The sequence below is a fragment of the Bradyrhizobium sp. SZCCHNR1015 genome, from assembly GCF_032489875.1.
Taxonomy (GTDB): Bacteria; Pseudomonadota; Alphaproteobacteria; order Rhizobiales; family Xanthobacteraceae; genus Bradyrhizobium.
In genome coordinates this window covers 223,907-239,388 of sequence record NZ_JAUEYW010000007.1, presented here as the reverse complement: position 1 = coordinate 239,388, position 15,482 = coordinate 223,907, and the positions used below count along the sequence as shown (strand labels likewise).

Here is a 15,482-nt window from a genome sequence, read left to right as displayed (position 1 = left end):
CGCATATCGCTTCGCTCATGCGGGCTACGGCTCTCTCCGCGTCATTGCGAGCGAAGCGAAGCAATCCAGAGTCCCGCGATGGCTCTGGATAGCTTCGTCGCTGTGCTCCTCGCGATGACGGAGAGAGCGCCCTACTCCGCCGCCATCTGGCGCGGTGCCGGCGGCGGGTTCGCCAAATCGGCGGCGAGCTGGGCGTAGCGCGCCTTGGCGTCCTGCACGGCCTTGTCCTTCACCGGGCCGTAGCCGCGGATCTTGTCGGGCAGCGACAGGAATTCGACGGCGATGTCGGCATTGGCGGGCGACAAGAGGCTGAGCACCGTCGCGACGTCCCTTTCGTAGCCGGCGATCAGGTCGCGCTCCATCTTGCGCTCGGCGGAGTAGCCGAAGATGTCGAGCGGCGTGCCGCGCAGGCCCTTCAGCCTGGCCAGCAGCCGGAACATCTTCATCATGCCCGGGCCATAGCTCTTCTTCTTCGGCCGGCCCTGGGGATCGAGGCCGGAATTGAAGATCGGCGGCGCCAGGTTGAAGGAGATCTTGTAGTCGCCTTCGAAGGCGTCGTGGAGCTGCTTCTCGAAGGTGCCGTCGGAGAACAGCCGCGCCACCTCGTACTCGTCCTTGTAGGCGAGCAGCTTGGCGTAGTTGATCGCAACGGCGCGCGGCAGTGCCTCGCCGTAGCCGCCCTTGTCGGCGGCCTCGCGCACCTGGTCGACCAGCTTGCGGTAGCGCTTGGCGAGCCGGGCGTTCTGGTAGGCCGTGAGATAGGTCATGCGATGGGCGATGATCTCGTCCAGCGTCATCGCGTCGAGCGATTTCGGCGGCACCGTCTCGTCCTGTCCGGTCATCATGCCGGCGACACGCTCGGGGTTGACCACCACGAGGCGGCCGAGCCGGAATGCCTCGGTGTTCATCTTGACCGCGACGCCGTTGATCGCGATCGCCTTCTCGATGGCCTCGGCCGAGAGCGGCAGCAGGCCCTTCTGATAGGCATAGCCCATCATCATCATGTTGGTGGCGATGGAGTCGCCGAGCAGTGCCTCTGCCGGCTTGGTGAAGTCGAAGAACGTCGAGTCCTTGCGCAGCGCCGTTTCCAGCAGGCTCGTCACCTTGCGGTTCTGGAAGTTGAAGTCGCGGTTGAGCACGAAGTCGGCGGTGGGAATGAGATGGCTATTGATGACGCCATGGGTGCGCTCGGCATCGCACAGCGTGATCGTCTCCTTGGCACCCGCGACCACCTCGTCGGCGGCGATGACGAGATCTGCGGTGCCGGTGACGATGCGCGAGCAGGTCACGTCGGCGGTGTTCTCCGACAGGCGGACGTGGCTGAGCACCGCGCCGCCCTTTTGCGCGAGGCCCGACATGTCGAGGATCATCGAGGCCTTGCCCTCGATATGGGCGGCCATGCCGAGCAGCGCGCCGATGGTCAGCACACCGGTGCCGCCGACGCCGCCGACGGCGACATTGTAGGGCCGCTCCAGCGACGGCTTGGTCAGGGGCTCCGGCATCACGCCGATGTCGCCGAGCTCGGCCGGAGCCCGCGAGCGCGGCTTGCCGCCGTCGATGGTCACGAAGGACGGGCAGAAGCCCTTCACGCAGGAATAGTCCTTGTTGCAGGACGACTGGTTGATGACGCGCTTGCGGCCGAGTTCGGTCTCCAGCGGCTCGACCGAGATGCAGTTCGACTGCACCGAGCAGTCGCCGCAGCCTTCGCAGACGGCCGGGTTGATGAAGACGCGGCGCTGCGGATCCTCCATCGTGCCGCGCTTGCGGCGGCGGCGCTTCTCGGCGGCGCAGGTCTGCACGAACACGATGGCGGAAGCGCCTTTGGTCTGGCGCAGCGTCTTCATGACGTTGTCGAGCTCGTCGCGATGCGCCAGCTTGACGCCGGGCGCGATGCTGTCACTCGGGTACGAGTCTGGATTCTCCGAGACCAGGTAGATCTCGCGGATGCCTTCCGAATGCAGCTGGAAGGTGATCTGCTGCGGCGACAGATCGCCGTCATGGCGCTGGCCGCCGGTCATCGCGACGGCGTCGTTATAGAGAATCTTGTAGGTGATGTTGGCCTTGGAGGCGACCGCCTGGCGGATCGCGAGGCTGCCGGAGTGGAAATAGGTCCCGTCGCCGAGATTGGCGAAGATGTGCTCCTCATTGGTGAACGGCGCGATGCCGACCCACGGCACGCCCTCGCCGCCCATATGCGTGAAGGTCTCGGTGTTGCGGTTCATCCACAGCGACATGAAGTGGCAGCCGATGCCGGCGAGCGCGCGGCTGCCCTCGGGCACTTTCGTCGAGGTGTTGTGCGGACAGCCGGAGCAGAAATACGGCGTGCGCGCCACCGGCGAGACCAGCTGCATCTGCGAGGCGTCGCGGCCGTTGAACCAGTCGGCCTTGGCGCGCAGCATCGCCTTGATCTCGGGATTGAGGTCGAGGCGAAGAAGCCGCTCCGTGAGCGATGTCGCGAGCGAGGCGACGGAGAGCTCGGTCGCGAACGGCAGGAAGCGCTTGTCGTGGTCGTCCATCTTGCCGACGATGCGCGGGCGGACGTCATCGCGCCAGTTGAACAGCTCCTGCTTGACCTGGTTCTCGACGATCTCGCGGCGCTCCTCGACGATGAAGATCTCCTCGAGCCCGACCGCGAACTGGCGCACGCCCTCCGGCTCCAGCGGCCAGGGCATGCCAATCTTGTAGAGCCTGAGACCGATCTTGGCGGCGACCTCCTCGGTGATCCCCAGCTCGCGCAGCGCCTGACGGATGTCCTCGTAGCTCTTGCCCGACGCCATGATGCCGTAGCGGGCGTTCGGCGAGTCCATCGTGATGCGGTTGACCTTGTTGGCGCGGGCGAAGGCGATCGCGGCAAAGCCCTTGTAGTCCTGCAGCCGGCGGTCCTGGTCGAAGCGATCGTCGGGCCAGCGCAGATTGAGGCCGCCCGGCGGCAGCTCGAAGTCGGTGGGGATGACGAACGGCGTCATCTCGTCGTTGAGGTTGATCTCCGCGGTCGTCTCGACCGTCTCGGTGATCACCTTCATGCCGACCCAGCAGCCGGAGTAGCGCGACATGGCGATGCCGAGCAGGCCCATCTCGATCATCTCGTGGATCGAGGACGGATAGAGATAGGGCATCAGCGCCGACATGAAGGCGTGGTCGGACTGGTGCGGCACGGTAGAGGACTTGGCGCCGTGGTCGTCGCCGGCGAGACAGAGCACGCCGCCGTTCTTGGCGGAGCCCGCGGCATTGCCGTGGCGGAACACGTCACCACAGCGGTCGACGCCGGGGCCCTTGCCGTACCAGATGCCGACCACGCCGTCATACTTGCCGCCGGGCGACAAATGAAGCTGCTGCGAGCCCCACACGGCGGTCGCTGCCAGGTCCTCGTTCACCCCGGGCTGGAACTTGATGTTGTACTGCTGGAGATGCTTGCGCGCGGAGAACAGCTGCTGGTCGTAGCCACCGAGCGGCGAGCCGCGATAGCCGGAGATGAAGCCGGCGGTGTTGAGGCCGGCGGCGCGGTCGCGCCGGATCTGGGCCATCGGCAGCCGCACCAGCGCCTGGATGCCGGTCAGGAAGATGTGGCCGGAGCTTGCGGTGTATTTCTGGTCGAGATTGATCTCGCTCTCGTTGATGCCCATTCCGCCCTCTTGCCGTGCTTTATCAGGGGTGCGCCGCTGCCGCCGGACGGCGGAAGCGCGCGTTCTGCCAATCATTTATGTCTGCTTTTGAAGAATGCGCATCACAAATCTCGTCCGCGCAGGGCAGCCAACCGAAATCGCAATTTCATGGCGGCAGCCGGCTGCGGCTTTTGCGGTTTGTGTCGAAAACGGCGGCTGCCGCGAAATGGGATGATGCGCGCGATGGCTTTGGCGGCTCGGCGGACGGTGACTGAACCGTTGTAGCGGCGCGATTCTGGCCCCAACGAATTGTGCAATGCGATAGGACCGCCGCCGTTCAGCCGCGCTCCTCACCTGAAAAGACGAAGCGCGGCATGTTCCATTTATAGCGGATCGCGAGCAGCCGGAACGACAGTCCGAGCGCGAAGGTCAGCGCCGTCCACCATCCGCTGGCGATGCCGAGCGACAGCCCCGTCGCATAGACCAGGCCCGTGACGAGGGAGACGCTGGCGTAGAGCTCGGCGCGAAACAGCAATGGCACGTCATTGCACAGGATGTCGCGCAGCACGCCGCCGGCGCAGCCGGTGATCATCCCGGCGACGATGACGATGCCGATCGGCACGTTCATCTGCCAGGCGATGTCGCAGCCGGTCATCGTGAACACGACGAGGCCGACGGCATCGAGAACGAGGAACGCCATCGTCAGCCGGTGAACCAGGCGCGCCATGGCGATCGTCACGAACGGCGCCAGCACGGTGAGCAGCAGCAGGGACGGCCGCTCGACCCAGGCGAGCGGATAGTGGCCGAGCAGAACGTCGCGCAAGGTGCCGCCGCCGAGCGCGGTGATCGCCCCCAACAAACAGACGCCCATCCAGTCCATGCTGCGGCGTCCCGCCGCGAGCGCGGCCGTCATCGCCTGCGCCGCCAGCGCCACCCAGGTCAACAGATGCAGCACGCTGTCACCGGGCGGCAGGTTCCACATCGAGGGGGCTCCAGCTGGACAGAGAATCGCAAAGTAGGCGAGGAACCTTAGCGCGGCACGCAACGGATCGACTGGGGAATTCGCAAGGTTTCGCGGAACAGAGCCGGGGCTGCGCTGGTTGTCGGGTGACAATCGCAAAGGAGGACATCATGGCCAACGAACGGCTCCCGAACGAACGCTATCCCGACGGCATCAACCGGCCGGACATGACCACGCGCCCCGGCATGGCCGGTGCTGACATGACCGCTGCCGAGTACGAGCGCACGGCGCGGATGGACAGCCAGCTGCAGCCCGATCCCGAGCTGAGGGAAGGCTCCGCCTCGACCGGGCGTATTGCCGCCTACGCCCTGGGCATCGCGATCCTGCTCGGCGCCGTCTTCTACGGCCTCAACAACATGTCGATGCGGAGCGACCAGGCGAGCACGACGCCCGCCTCGCAGTCGGCGTCGACGAGCAATGGCAGCAGCAACAGCTCGTCCGGCGTGACCACCGGCGCCGCGGGCGACCGCACCACGCCGCCGCCGGCGGCCCCGAAGGCTCCGACTAACACCAACAACGCGAAGTAATTCGTCAACTATCCCACGAACGGCATGCCGCCGTTCTCAACTCGGGCGGCGGATGAGCGATCATCCGCCGCCTTTTTGCGCCCGCTCATCAGCAAGGCTGATATCGGCGCGCGCGTCATGGCGCCAACAAACGAGTTTCAAGGTGGAACGATCTGCGCGCTTGCCGATTGCCTGTGCGGCACTTTGACCCACACCGATTGGAGGAGATTCGTGATGAAGGCTTTCGTTTTCGCGGCCGCAGCAGGCACGCTCGTGATGACCGCAGCACAGGCTGCGCCGCTCTCGGTCGACGTGTCGGCCGTCCCCCAGCGCGACGTCCAGACCGTCCGCATGGTCTGCAACGAGGACGGCCATTGCTGGCGCGAGCGCCATGAGCGCCGTGTGATCATTCACGAAGACCGCGACTCCTACGCCTATGCGCCGCGCGAGCGCTACATCGAGCGTCGCACCTATGAACACCGCGACGGCATCGGCATCCGCGCCCCCGGCGTGAGCGTCGGCATCGGAACGGACCGCTACTGAACAGTCGTAGCGAACGGATTGGAAAAGCCGCGGCAAGTCCGCGGCTTTTCTACATGCGTGGCCCAACTCAACCGAAGAGCTTGTTCAGCTCGCCGCCGGGATAGCCGCCTGCCAGCTCGGTGAAGGTGCCCTGCTCGGCCATCTCCCTGGCCGCGCGCATGAAGCCGGCCCAGGCCATCCGAGCCAGCGAACCGCCGACGCTGATGCGGCGCACGCCGAGCTCGGCGGCCTGGCTGAGTGAGAGACCGGACGCCCCGATCAGCAGGTTGACCGGCTTTGGCGCCACCGCTTTGACGACCGCCATGATCTCCTCGACCGACTTGATCCCGGGGGCGTAGAGACAATCCGCGCCAGCCTCGGCATAGGCCGTGAGACGCTCGGTCACCAGCGCGAGGTCGGGCTTGCCCCAGAGAAAAGCCTCGCAGCGGCCGGTCAGCAGGACATCGCCGCCGCTGGCATCGATCGCCTGGCGCGCGGCGCGGATGCGCGCCACCGCCAGTTCGCGTTCGTAGAGCGGATCATCCTTGTCACCCGTGGAGTCCTCGATCGACAGACCCGCGACGCCGGTCGCGACCGCACGCGTGACGTTGGCGGCCACGCCCTCGGGGGCATCGGCGAAGCCGCCCTCGAAATCGGCATTGACGGGAATGTCGACCGCCGCTGACAGCGCCGCCAGATGCGCGAGCATCTCGTCGAGCGTCGTGCCGGTGTCGGCCTTGCCAATCGACCACGCGAAGCCGGCGCTGGTCGAGGCGATCGCCTTGAAGCCGAGATGCTGCAGCATTTTCGCCGTGCCGGCATCGAACGGGTTCGGCAAAATAAAGCAGCCGGCCTCGTGCAATTTGCGAAAGGCCGCGCGCTTCTCCGCCGTGCTGGTCACCGTCATGTCATCCTCCCATGCATCTCTTCGTTGCACCAGGATAGTCCTGCTCTCAAGGCGCCGCCACGACATTGCGCAGAAATGTTCGTTCTTCGCCCAGAATGAGTTTGTGCTCCTCCGCCAGCGCGAAGTTCGCCCGTCCCTCGCCATCGCCGCGCAAGGTTGCGCGATAGCGCTCGTAAGCCGCGAGACCGTCGAACGAAATCAGGCCGTAGGCGATGTCGTTGGTGCCCTCATGAGGCATGAAATAGCCGATCAGATCGCCGCCGCAGCGGGGAATGATCGACAGCCAGCGCCTGGCATAGGCCTCGAACAGGTCGCGCTGATGCGGATCGATGCGATAGCGGATGAAGACGGTGATGGTCATGACAACCTCCGGTAAGTTCGATATCATCGACACTATCCGCTTGCCCGGCGACAATGCTTCGGCTAGCATCGAACTATGAAATCAGGTCCGGACATTGCGATGGTGGCGGCGCTGGTCGGCGATCCCGCCCGCGCCAACATGCTGACGGCGCTGCTCTCGGGCCGGGCGCTGACCGCGACCGAGCTCGCCCAGGAAGCGGGCGTGACGCCGCAGACGGCGAGCTCGCATCTTGCCAAGCTCGAAGGCGGCGGCCTGGTCGAGCCGGAAAAACAGGGCCGTCACCGCTACTACCGGCTCGCCGATCCGGACGTCGCCGACGTGGTGGAGAAGCTCGCCGGCCTTGCCGCGCGCGCCGGCCACATGCGGGTGCGCACCGGGCCGAAGGAGCCGGAGCTGCGGCGGGCGCGCATCTGCTACGATCATCTTGCCGGCGATCTCGGCGTGCAGATGCTCGATAGCATGACCCGGCAGAAGCTGGTGCGCCGGCGCAAGCAGGAGATCGTGCTGACCGAGGACGGCAAACATTTCCTGGCGCAGCATTTGCGGATCTCGCCGGAAATGCTGGCGCATCCGCGCCGGCCCGTCTGCAAGGCCTGCCTCGACTGGAGCGCGCGGCGGCATCATCTCGCCGGCACGCTCGGCGCAGCGTTGATGAAGCGCTTCACCGAGCTGAAATGGGCGGCGCGCGATGCCACTCCAGGCAGTCGCGTGGTCAATTTCAGCCGCGCCGGCGAAAGGCATTTCGCGGCGCTGTTCGGTCCGGCCGAGGACTGACGATCACGTGCTGTTTATCGCAGCAATGCCTTCGTGCATTGCGGCCAGAGCGAACGCAGGGCACGGCGAGACGGTTGACGACCCCATCTCGCTCCCGGAGTCTCCATGTCCCGTTTCGCTGCCGCGCTCTGCGCTGCCCTGCTCACCGTCGCGCCGATCGCCGCCCGCGCTGCGGAGATGCCGCGCGAGCCCTATGGCATCAACGTCGAAGGCTTCGCCTATCCCTACCCGGTCAGCCTGCTGCCCCTGGTCAACGACAGCGAGCAGCTGCGCATGGCCTACATGGATGTCGCGCCGGCGCAGCCGAACGGCCGCGTTGCGCTGCTGCTCCACGGCCGCAACTTCCCCTCGAGCTACTGGGCGCCCGTGATCAAGACACTGACCGACGCCGGCTTCCGCGTCGTGGTGCCCGACCAGGTCGGCTTCGGCAAATCAACCAAGCCGTCGGGCGAACTGCATTTCGACACGCTGGCGCGCAACACCATGACGCTGCTCGATCACCTCGGCATCGCCAAGGCCGACATCGTCGCGCATTCGATGGGCGGCATGCTGGCCGTCCGCATCGCCCGCGCCTATCCCGACCGGGTCGCGCATCTCGTGCTGACCGCGCCGATCGGGCTCGAGGACTACCGCGCCTACGTGCCGCCGGTCCCGTCGGAAAAGATCAGCGAGAGCGAGGACCGGCTGACGTCGGACGGCTATCGCAAGCAGCTGGAGACCAACTACGCGCTGAAGCTGCCGCCGGAGCAGGTCACGCCGTTCATCGATGCCCGCTTCAACCTGAAGCAAAGCGCCGACTATCCGCGCTGGCTGAAGAGCTTCGTCAGCTCCTATCAGATGATCTACCGCGAGCCGGTGGTGCACGAGATCCCGCTGCTGACGCAGCCGACGCTGTTCATCATGGGCGCGGACGATCACAACGCGCCGGGACGGCCGAACGCGCCGGAAGCCTTGAGAGCGAAGATGGGCCAGAACGCCGAGCTGGCAAAGGACCTGGCCAGCCGGATGCGCGATGCCCGCGCCGAGGTGGTCGCCAATGCCGGCCACCTCGTCTTCCTCGACGCGCCGGACAAATACGACGCGCTGCTGCTGGACTTCCTCGGCAGGTAGTTCAAACGGACACGACCGGCAGGGATCGCGCCGATCCCTGCCGTGCCGCAATCACGAGTCCGAAACGGCGCCTGGCCGCAACGCGGCCGGGCCGATCACCAGGAGTGGCGCCGATGCCAATGGCGGCGCCAGTGCCGATGATGGTGACGCCAGCCCCAATGGCGGCGCCGCCAACCCCAATGCCGCCGGCGCCAGCCCCAGTGATGGCCGTGGCCGTGATGTCCGTGATGATGTCCGTGATGTCCCCAGCGCACCTGCTCCGGCGCGAGCCGATCGGCCTCGTCCTGCGAGCCGACCGCGCGCTCGACGTGCTGATCCCTGGCTGAAGGCGCGGCTTCGTTCAGCGGCGACGGCGAGAGCGGCGCGGCGACCGCATCGCTGGTGCGAAGCACGGCGCCGGCCGCCGCCGCGCAGCCGAACCCCAATGCCAGCTTAAGGAAATTCCGTCGTTCCATCGCACGCCTCCATGATCCGCGAGCCAGAGCATGGAGCGAGTATTCGGACGATCACCTGAACATGAGCTGAACTGGTGCGTGCCTGACCGGCGCGGCACGGCCACGACTCCGCCTCGCCTTCGCCGATACCGGACGAGCCGCCCGCCGATTACAGCTCGACGGTCTGCGCCAGCACGAAGCTCTCGCGCGTCCGGGTCACGTCGGGCCAGTCGCGATTGAAATCGGCGGTCAGGCGTTTCATCTCGCGCCGCCGATCGCACGCTCCACCGCGGCGATGGCATCGAACTGATACATCGCCTGATGCACCCTGGGATCAGCGAGACTCCACACCCGCCACGCCTTGCGCACGCCGAAGCTCCTGATCGCGTCGGGCAGATGAACGTCGCGATACCAGCGATCGAACGCATCGCGCCGGGCGGGATCAGGCACGGTCGCGCGCACGACGAAGATGGCTGACGGCATCGAGTTTCCTCCGGACCACGTTGGTGTTGTTCCGGAGTCGACCCGCAATCCGCAGCTCAGCGAAACCCCGCGGCCAGGCCGACCACCTGCCCGTCGAGCCCGTTGAAGCCGTGATGGCCGCGCGCCTGACAGGGATCCCCCTCTTCCGCGCCGCCCGACAGCCACTTCGCGCGCGCCCGGCCGCCGGACCATCTGATGAACGGGTCGACGCCTGCCGGCAGCGTGAACTTGCAGGCGTCGCTGGTATGATGGATGACCAGCGTCCGCGGCAAGGCCGAGGGCGAGCCGAGGATCGACATCACGTTCGAGGAGCTCCCCGACTCCGGACTGAGGAAGCCCGAGGTCAGCACCAACGCATCCGGCCGGGCACCGCGCGCGATGCCTTCCGCGGCGCGCAACGTGCCGCGGCTGGTGCCGATCACCGTCACCGGCCGCTTGATCGTGGCCATGTAGTCCACCGCGGCCTTCAGATCGGTACTGGTGTCCGCGACCATCACGGCGAGCCCGCGTGCGGCATAAGCGTTGCGCGTGCGCACCAGCTGGTTGCCGAGCAGGCCGTGAATGTCGCCGCGCTCGCCGACATGGATGGCGCCGTCACCGCCGGGCAGCAGGATCACGCTGGCGCGCACCGAGGCCGGCCTGATCAGCGCGACGCGGGAGCCGCCGATCGTCACGGTCTCATCGGCGAAGGCTGCTCCGGCTGCGACAGCCGACATCGCAACTGCCAGCCAGATACGTATCCAATTCGCCGGTCTGATCATCGGAGCCTCCCCGCGCGGACTCGCGCTGCCGCGGGAGGCTATCAGAAATCAACGAGGCCCGGAGTGCCTAGGAGTCCGGGCCTCGTCACCTCGCGACCTCGCGCGAGCGAAGCCGGTCGGTATTTGACAATGTCTAGCGTCCGATCACGCCGATCGCATTGAGCTGGCTCAAGACGTCAGTAGCAGCGCGTGATCGTGACGGTGTGATCGCCGCCGCGGCGTCCCGGCACCGTCACGGTCTGCATCGGGCAGCTCGATACGTAGGGGCGATCGGATGGCACGACGTTCGGTGGAAAGCGGTGGGCCCAGTCCCACGGGACGTCGTAGGTATAGGTGTAACGCTCGTCGGCCGAGGTCCGCTCCGGGATCTGCTGCGGCACGGGCTCGTCATAACCGCCATAGGCGAAGGCGCCGGCGGCCGGCAGATAGGCGCGAGCGCCGCGATAATGATGGTGATGACGCAGGCCGGGCCTGATCCCAGGCGCCGGCCGGACGACCTGGCTCGGTCCAACGGGACCGGCAGCCACCGCGGCGCCAGACCGGGCCGATGCGGCCTCGGTCGAGAAGATCAGCGCAGCGGCCGCCGCGCAGACGACGAAAACGCCCGAATTCCGAAATGCCGATGTTCTGTCAGCCATGATACGCGACCCTACTCTTCCGACCCACCCGACAAGGCTAGGCCAGCGGCCCAGTTCCCGCAAACCCATCGTTAAAGGTTAGTTAAGCGACAGGCTTAACGCCAGGGCCCGACCCGGCTCCGGATTGCCGCAATTCCCGCAATGCGACCAGCAACCCAGAGCCGGGCACGAGGCCCCCGGATTGCTTCGTCGCTGCGCTCCTCGCAATGACGATGGGTGCGGCGGGCTGTCATCCCCCGGCCGACGCAGCAGGACGGCGACGGCGCCCGGCGCGCGCGCCGCGTTCTCCGTCATTGCGAGCGAAGCGAAGCAATCCAGGGCCACGCGGCAGCTCGCAATGATTTTGTCGCCGCCGCCCGCGAGGACGACGGCTCGAGCCGATGCCTACAGCGGCAGATTGTCGTGCTTCTTCGCCGGCATCTCCATCTTCTTGTCGCGGAGCATCGCGAGCGCACGCGCGATGCGGCGGCGGGTGGAGTGCGGCATGATGACGTCGTCGATATAGCCGCGCTCGGCGGCGATGAACGGCGACAGGAAGCGGTCCTCGTATTCCTTGGTGCGCGCGGCGATCTTGTCCGGGTCCGCCATGTCGGCGCGGAAGATGATCTCGACCGCGCCCTTGGCGCCCATGACCGCGATCTGCGCCGTCGGCCAAGCGTAGTTCATGTCCGCGCCGATCTCCTTCGAGGCCATGACGTCGAAGGCGCCGCCATAGGCCTTGCGGGTGATCACCGTCACCAGCGGCACCGTGCATTGCGAGTACGCGAACAGAAGCTTGGCGCCGTGCTTGATCAGGCCGCCATATTCCTGCGCGGTGCCCGGCAGGAAGCCCGGAACGTCGACGAAGGTGACGATCGGGATGTTGAAGGCATCACAGAAGCGGACGAAGCGCGCCGCCTTGCGCGAGGCATCCGAGTCGAGCACGCCGGCCAGCACCATCGGCTGGTTGGCGACGAAGCCGACCGTGCGGCCCGCGATGCGGCCGAAGCCGGTGACGATGTTCTTGGCGAAGGCGTCCGCGATCTCGAAGAAATCGCCCTCGTCGACGACCTTCAGGATCAGCTCCTTCATGTCATAGGGCTTGTTCGGATTGTCCGGGATCAGGGTATCGAGCGACATGTCGACGCGCTCGATGTCGTCGAAGCTCGGCCATTCCGGCACGCCGTCGCTGTTGTTGCTCGGCAGGAAGTCGATCAGCCGGCGCATCTGCAGCAGCGTCTCAACGTCGTTGTCGAAGGCGCCGTCGGCGATCGAGGAGCGCGTCGCATGCACCGAGGCGCCGCCGAGCTCCTCCGCGGTGACGACCTCGTTGGTCACGGTCTTCACGACGTCGGGGCCGGTCACGAACATGTAGCTGGTGTTCTTCACCATGAAGATGAAATCGGTCATGGCCGGCGAATAGACGTCGCCGCCGGCGCACGGGCCCATGATGACGGAGATCTGCGGGATCACGCCCGAGGCCAGCACATTGCGGCGGAACACGTAGGAATAGCCCGCGAGCGCCGCGACGCCCTCCTGGATGCGGGCGCCGCCGGCATCATAGAGGCCGATGATGGGGCTACGCGCCTTCATCGCCATGTCCTGCAGCTTGGTGATCTTCAGCGCGTGGGTCTCGGACAGCGAGCCGCCGAACACGGTGAAATCCTTGGCGAAGACGAAGGTCTTGCGGCCGTTGACGGTGCCCCAGCCGGTGACGACGCCGTCGCCGGGGACCTTGGTCTTCTCCATGGAGAACTCGGTGGAGCGGTGCTCGACGAACATGTCGAACTCCTCGAACGAGCCCTTGTCGAGCAGCAGCTCGATGCGCTCCCGCGCCGTCAGCTTGCCGCGCGCATGCTGCGCCTCGATGCGCTTCTCGCCGCCACCGAGCTTGGCGCCTTTGCGCCGTTCCTCGAGGGTGTCCAGAATGTCCTTCATGCGCTTCCCGCCCGTTCCCGATGTCGTGACTGTTGGCGGCCTTCTAACACGGCTATTTCGAAGCCGGAAAGCCGCTTTCGGCAGTGCCGCCCCTCCTCCCACAGCTCGGAATTGGAAGCAGAATCATGGATATGGCCGCGCAACCGGACCTGGTCACTGAGCCCTTGGGCACATCGCGTGGCGCCGTCCAGGGCGGCCTGCGCCTGCTGCTGCGGCTCGAAGGGCTGGTGCTGGCGGCCGCCGCGATCGCCTTCTACGCCCACCAAAGCGGCTCGTGGTGGCTGTTCGCGGCCCTGTTCCTGGCGCCCGACGTCAGCTTCGCCGCCTATCTCGGCGGCCCGCGGATCGGCGCCGTGGCCTACAATGCCGTCCACAGCACGCTGGCACCCGCCGCCCTGCTCGCGATCGGGCTGGCGGCCGGACAGCCACTGGTGGTCGAGATCGCCACGATCTGGCTGGCCCATGTCGGCGTCGACCGGCTCGCCGGCTACGGCCTGAAATATGCCGACGGCTTCGGCTTCACCCATCTCGGCCGGATCGGCGGAGTTCGTCGACCCTGACACCGCGGTCCGAGATGCCGGAGTCTCAAAGAGGCCCGCGGCCCCTTGTTTCGCGGCGCACCAGGCTCGGTGTTGTCCACCGCTGTCAGCCAGCGCGCCGCGCACGGCTGTTTGACAGCTCCGCGATCGCTCGTTCTACTTGGTTGCAAAGCCGCGCCACAAGCGGCGAGCCAGGAGGACGGTCATGGAGCGACACATTGTTGCTGCCTCATCGACGCTTGCCGTGGACGCTCGTGTTGCCGTCTCGCATCGACCGCGCCGCGCCGTTGGAGGGTCCCGTTGCCGACAGGCGGTGGTGGCCGTGACGATGCTGCTGACAGCCTTGGCCGGTGACTTCGGCAGCAGCGCCAGCGCCCAGGGCTTCACCAAGGATATGCCCGCCCGGGTCGAGATGTATCCGATCCCGTCGCTGACCTTATCCGATCGGCAGTTCCTCTCCGGCGACGACGGCGGCAAGCCGGTGACCGTCGTCGGCGAAATGCGCGTCGCGCAGGGCAGCGGCAGGCTGCCGGTGGTGGTGCTGATGCACGGCTCGGGCGGCGTCGGCGCCAACATCGCGGCGTGGAGCCGCACCTTCAATGCGATGGGGATCTCGACCTTCGCGATCGACGGCTTCACCGGGCGCGGCATCACCGCGACCAGCACCAACCAGGCCCAGCTCGGCCGGCTGAACCTGATCATGGACATCTACCGTGCGCTGGACGTGCTGGCGAAGCATCCGCGCGTCGATCCCGAGCGCATCGTGCTGATGGGCTTTTCACGCGGCGGTCAGGCGGCGCTGTATGCGAGCCTCGAGCGCTTCCACAGGCGCTGGAACAATTCGGGGCTGCAGTTCGCCGCCTATATCCCGTTCTATCCCGACTGCTCGACGACCTATCTCGGCGACACCGACGTCGTGGCGCGGCCGATCCGGATCTTTCACGGCGGGCCGGACGACTACAATCCGGTGCGGACCTGCAAGGCCTATGTCGAGCGGCTGAAGGCCGCGGGCCGCGACGTCGCGCTGACGGAATACGCGGACTCGCCGCACGGCTTCGATCTCGGCCTGCTCGGCGCCAACATGCTCGCCGTCGCGCCGAAGGCGCAGACCGTGCGCAACTGCCGCATCAAGGAGAGCGACGGCGGGATGCTGATCAATGCCGACACGCAGCAGCCCTTCACCTATCAGGACGCCTGCGTCGAGTTCGATCCGCATGTCGGCGGCAATCCGGCCACGGCCGAGGCGGCGCGCCAGGCGGTGACGGATTTCCTGCGCGCGCTGTTCAAGCTGTCGTGAGCAAAAATAGAACGATTTGGATCAATTTTTGAGGTGACAGATCGAACGTATCGGGTCTTGCTGCGTTGTCGCTCGCTTTTCGACGATGAAACGGAGCCCGATGATGCGCGCCTCTCGCCTTGCGATCCCCACTTTGCTGACCGCCCTCGCCTTGGGCGGCACGGCCCATGCGGCGCCTGCCGCGCCGTTCCGGGGGCTGCAGGGCTCCTGGACCGGCGGCGGCGTGATCAGCCTGTCCGACGGCAACCAGGAGCGGCTGCGCTGCCGCGCGGCCTATGACGTCGGCGGCGCCGGCGAGCAGCTCCGGCTCAACATCCGCTGCGCCAGCGACAGCTACAACATCGATCTCTCCAGCGACGTCGCCTATCGCGGCGGCGAGATCTCGGGGCAATGGAGCGAGTCGAGCCACAACGCGTCCGGCACGATCGAGGGCCGCGCCGTCGGCAACCGCATCGAGGCCCAGGCGCGCGGGCAGACGTTTTCCGCCGGCCTGTCGCTGACGACGCAGGGACGCCGGCAGACCGTGTCGATCCGCCCGGCCGGCACGGACATCAGGGGCGTCGACCTGGAGCTGGCGCGGCGGTGACGTACGCTAGGTCGCCACGATATC

At 66.6% G+C, this 15,482-nt stretch carries 16 protein-coding genes and 1 pseudogene; 8 read left to right on the top strand and 9 right to left on the bottom strand.

Annotated features, from left to right (window positions below; translation table 11 throughout):
• Nucleotides 1-131: 131 nt before the first annotated feature.
• Complete coding sequence (locus tag QX128_RS14485; protein ID WP_316237755.1) at nucleotides 132-3,623, bottom strand: indolepyruvate ferredoxin oxidoreductase family protein; 3,492 nt, start codon at nucleotides 3,621-3,623, stop codon at nucleotides 132-134.
• A gap of 77 nt (nucleotides 3,624-3,700) precedes the next feature.
• On the opposite strand from QX128_RS14485, the gene QX128_RS14480 reads away from it, so the two are divergent.
• Nucleotides 3,701-3,877 (top strand): hypothetical protein, encoded by a 177-nt coding sequence (locus QX128_RS14480; protein WP_316237754.1) that lies wholly within the window; start codon nucleotides 3,701-3,703, stop codon nucleotides 3,875-3,877.
• Between the two features lie 62 nt (nucleotides 3,878-3,939).
• Here the strand turns inward: QX128_RS14480 and QX128_RS14475 are convergent, their stop codons facing one another.
• Nucleotides 3,940-4,584, bottom strand: coding sequence for a trimeric intracellular cation channel family protein (locus QX128_RS14475; RefSeq protein WP_316177159.1), 645 nt, complete (start codon nucleotides 4,582-4,584; stop codon nucleotides 3,940-3,942).
• Between the two features lie 149 nt (nucleotides 4,585-4,733).
• Between QX128_RS14475 and QX128_RS14470 the strand changes: the two genes are divergently transcribed.
• Both QX128_RS14470 and QX128_RS14465 read left to right on the top strand, forming a co-directional pair.
• Nucleotides 4,734-5,150: a hypothetical protein gene (locus tag QX128_RS14470; RefSeq protein ID WP_316237753.1), complete on the top strand. Its 417-nt coding sequence runs from the start codon at nucleotides 4,734-4,736 to the stop codon at nucleotides 5,148-5,150.
• A gap of 213 nt (nucleotides 5,151-5,363) precedes the next feature.
• Nucleotides 5,364-5,672 (top strand): hypothetical protein, encoded by a 309-nt coding sequence (locus QX128_RS14465; RefSeq protein WP_316237752.1) that lies wholly within the window; start codon nucleotides 5,364-5,366, stop codon nucleotides 5,670-5,672.
• A 67-nt stretch (nucleotides 5,673-5,739) separates the two neighbouring features.
• Here the strand turns inward: QX128_RS14465 and QX128_RS14460 are convergent, their stop codons facing one another.
• The gene (locus tag QX128_RS14460) at nucleotides 5,740-6,558 is read right to left on the bottom strand and encodes an isocitrate lyase/phosphoenolpyruvate mutase family protein (RefSeq protein ID WP_316237751.1); all 819 of its coding nucleotides are present in this window, start codon (nucleotides 6,556-6,558) and stop codon (nucleotides 5,740-5,742) included.
• A 46-nt stretch (nucleotides 6,559-6,604) separates the two neighbouring features.
• Complete coding sequence (locus tag QX128_RS14455) at nucleotides 6,605-6,919, bottom strand: NIPSNAP family protein (protein ID WP_316237750.1); 315 nt, start codon at nucleotides 6,917-6,919, stop codon at nucleotides 6,605-6,607.
• A 75-nt stretch (nucleotides 6,920-6,994) separates the two neighbouring features.
• Between QX128_RS14455 and QX128_RS14450 the strand changes: the two genes are divergently transcribed.
• Nucleotides 6,995-7,693, top strand: coding sequence for a winged helix-turn-helix domain-containing protein (locus tag QX128_RS14450; protein WP_316237749.1), 699 nt, complete (start codon nucleotides 6,995-6,997; stop codon nucleotides 7,691-7,693).
• 105 nt (nucleotides 7,694-7,798) lie between these two features.
• The gene (locus tag QX128_RS14445) at nucleotides 7,799-8,803 is read left to right on the top strand and encodes an alpha/beta hydrolase (RefSeq protein WP_316237748.1); all 1,005 of its coding nucleotides are present in this window, start codon (nucleotides 7,799-7,801) and stop codon (nucleotides 8,801-8,803) included.
• Between the two features lie 95 nt (nucleotides 8,804-8,898).
• Here QX128_RS14445 and QX128_RS14440 read toward each other — a convergent pair whose 3' ends face one another.
• The 5 genes and pseudogenes from QX128_RS14440 to QX128_RS14420 all read right to left on the bottom strand — a co-directional run bounded on the left by QX128_RS14440 (nucleotide 8,899) and on the right by QX128_RS14420 (nucleotide 13,036).
• Complete coding sequence (locus QX128_RS14440; protein WP_316237747.1) at nucleotides 8,899-9,258, bottom strand: twin-arginine translocation signal domain-containing protein; 360 nt, start codon at nucleotides 9,256-9,258, stop codon at nucleotides 8,899-8,901.
• A gap of 148 nt (nucleotides 9,259-9,406) precedes the next feature.
• A pseudogene (locus QX128_RS14435) lies at nucleotides 9,407-9,720 on the bottom strand (hypothetical protein).
• 56 nt (nucleotides 9,721-9,776) lie between these two features.
• Nucleotides 9,777-10,481: an alpha/beta hydrolase gene (locus QX128_RS14430; protein ID WP_410051913.1), complete on the bottom strand. Its 705-nt coding sequence runs from the start codon at nucleotides 10,479-10,481 to the stop codon at nucleotides 9,777-9,779.
• Between the two features lie 176 nt (nucleotides 10,482-10,657).
• Nucleotides 10,658-11,119: a hypothetical protein gene (locus QX128_RS14425; RefSeq protein ID WP_316237746.1), complete on the bottom strand. Its 462-nt coding sequence runs from the start codon at nucleotides 11,117-11,119 to the stop codon at nucleotides 10,658-10,660.
• A 384-nt stretch (nucleotides 11,120-11,503) separates the two neighbouring features.
• Nucleotides 11,504-13,036 carry an acyl-CoA carboxylase subunit beta gene (locus QX128_RS14420; protein ID WP_316237745.1) on the bottom strand — a complete coding sequence of 511 codons (1,533 nt, stop codon included), beginning with the start codon at nucleotides 13,034-13,036 and terminating at the stop codon, nucleotides 11,504-11,506.
• Between the two features lie 125 nt (nucleotides 13,037-13,161).
• Between QX128_RS14420 and QX128_RS14415 the strand changes: the two genes are divergently transcribed.
• The 3 genes from QX128_RS14415 (at nucleotide 13,162) to QX128_RS14405 (ending at nucleotide 15,458) form a co-directional block, all read left to right on the top strand.
• On the top strand, nucleotides 13,162-13,596 hold the full coding sequence (locus QX128_RS14415; RefSeq protein ID WP_316177145.1) for a DUF4260 domain-containing protein: 435 nt from the start codon (nucleotides 13,162-13,164) through the stop codon (nucleotides 13,594-13,596).
• A 307-nt stretch (nucleotides 13,597-13,903) separates the two neighbouring features.
• A complete protein-coding gene (locus QX128_RS14410) occupies nucleotides 13,904-14,872 on the top strand; it encodes a dienelactone hydrolase family protein (protein ID WP_316177144.1) in 969 nt (322 codons plus the stop codon).
• Nucleotides 14,873-14,972: 100 nt separating this feature from the next.
• Nucleotides 14,973-15,458, top strand: a complete 486-nt coding sequence (locus QX128_RS14405; protein ID WP_316177142.1) for a hypothetical protein — start codon at nucleotides 14,973-14,975, stop codon at nucleotides 15,456-15,458.
• The last annotated feature ends 24 nt before the right edge of the window (nucleotides 15,459-15,482 follow it).

Excerpts from the sequence above, each read along its gene's own strand:
- QX128_RS14425 (WP_316237746.1), bottom strand. The coding sequence starts at position 11,119 with ATGGCTGACAGAACATCGGCATTTCGGAATTCGGGCGTTTTCGTCGTC.
- QX128_RS14445 (WP_316237748.1), top strand. The coding sequence starts at position 7,799 with ATGTCCCGTTTCGCTGCCGCGCTCTGCGCTGCCCTGCTCACCGTCGCG.
- QX128_RS14485 (WP_316237755.1), bottom strand. The coding sequence starts at position 3,623 with ATGGGCATCAACGAGAGCGAGATCAATCTCGACCAGAAATACACCGCA.
- QX128_RS14465 (WP_316237752.1), top strand. The coding sequence starts at position 5,364 with ATGAAGGCTTTCGTTTTCGCGGCCGCAGCAGGCACGCTCGTGATGACC.
- QX128_RS14410 (WP_316177144.1), top strand. The coding sequence starts at position 13,904 with ATGCTGCTGACAGCCTTGGCCGGTGACTTCGGCAGCAGCGCCAGCGCC.
- QX128_RS14405 (WP_316177142.1), top strand. The coding sequence starts at position 14,973 with ATGATGCGCGCCTCTCGCCTTGCGATCCCCACTTTGCTGACCGCCCTC.
- QX128_RS14470 (WP_316237753.1), top strand. The coding sequence starts at position 4,734 with ATGGCCAACGAACGGCTCCCGAACGAACGCTATCCCGACGGCATCAAC.
- QX128_RS14420 (WP_316237745.1), bottom strand. The coding sequence starts at position 13,036 with ATGAAGGACATTCTGGACACCCTCGAGGAACGGCGCAAAGGCGCCAAG.
- QX128_RS14430 (WP_410051913.1), bottom strand. The coding sequence starts at position 10,481 with ATGATCAGACCGGCGAATTGGATACGTATCTGGCTGGCAGTTGCGATG.
- QX128_RS14455 (WP_316237750.1), bottom strand. The coding sequence starts at position 6,919 with ATGACCATCACCGTCTTCATCCGCTATCGCATCGATCCGCATCAGCGC.
- QX128_RS14480 (WP_316237754.1), top strand. The coding sequence starts at position 3,701 with ATGTCTGCTTTTGAAGAATGCGCATCACAAATCTCGTCCGCGCAGGGC.
- QX128_RS14475 (WP_316177159.1), bottom strand. The coding sequence starts at position 4,584 with ATGTGGAACCTGCCGCCCGGTGACAGCGTGCTGCATCTGTTGACCTGG.
- QX128_RS14440 (WP_316237747.1), bottom strand. The coding sequence starts at position 9,258 with ATGGAACGACGGAATTTCCTTAAGCTGGCATTGGGGTTCGGCTGCGCG.
- QX128_RS14415 (WP_316177145.1), top strand. The coding sequence starts at position 13,162 with ATGGATATGGCCGCGCAACCGGACCTGGTCACTGAGCCCTTGGGCACA.
- QX128_RS14460 (WP_316237751.1), bottom strand. The coding sequence starts at position 6,558 with ATGACGGTGACCAGCACGGCGGAGAAGCGCGCGGCCTTTCGCAAATTG.
- QX128_RS14450 (WP_316237749.1), top strand. The coding sequence starts at position 6,995 with ATGAAATCAGGTCCGGACATTGCGATGGTGGCGGCGCTGGTCGGCGAT.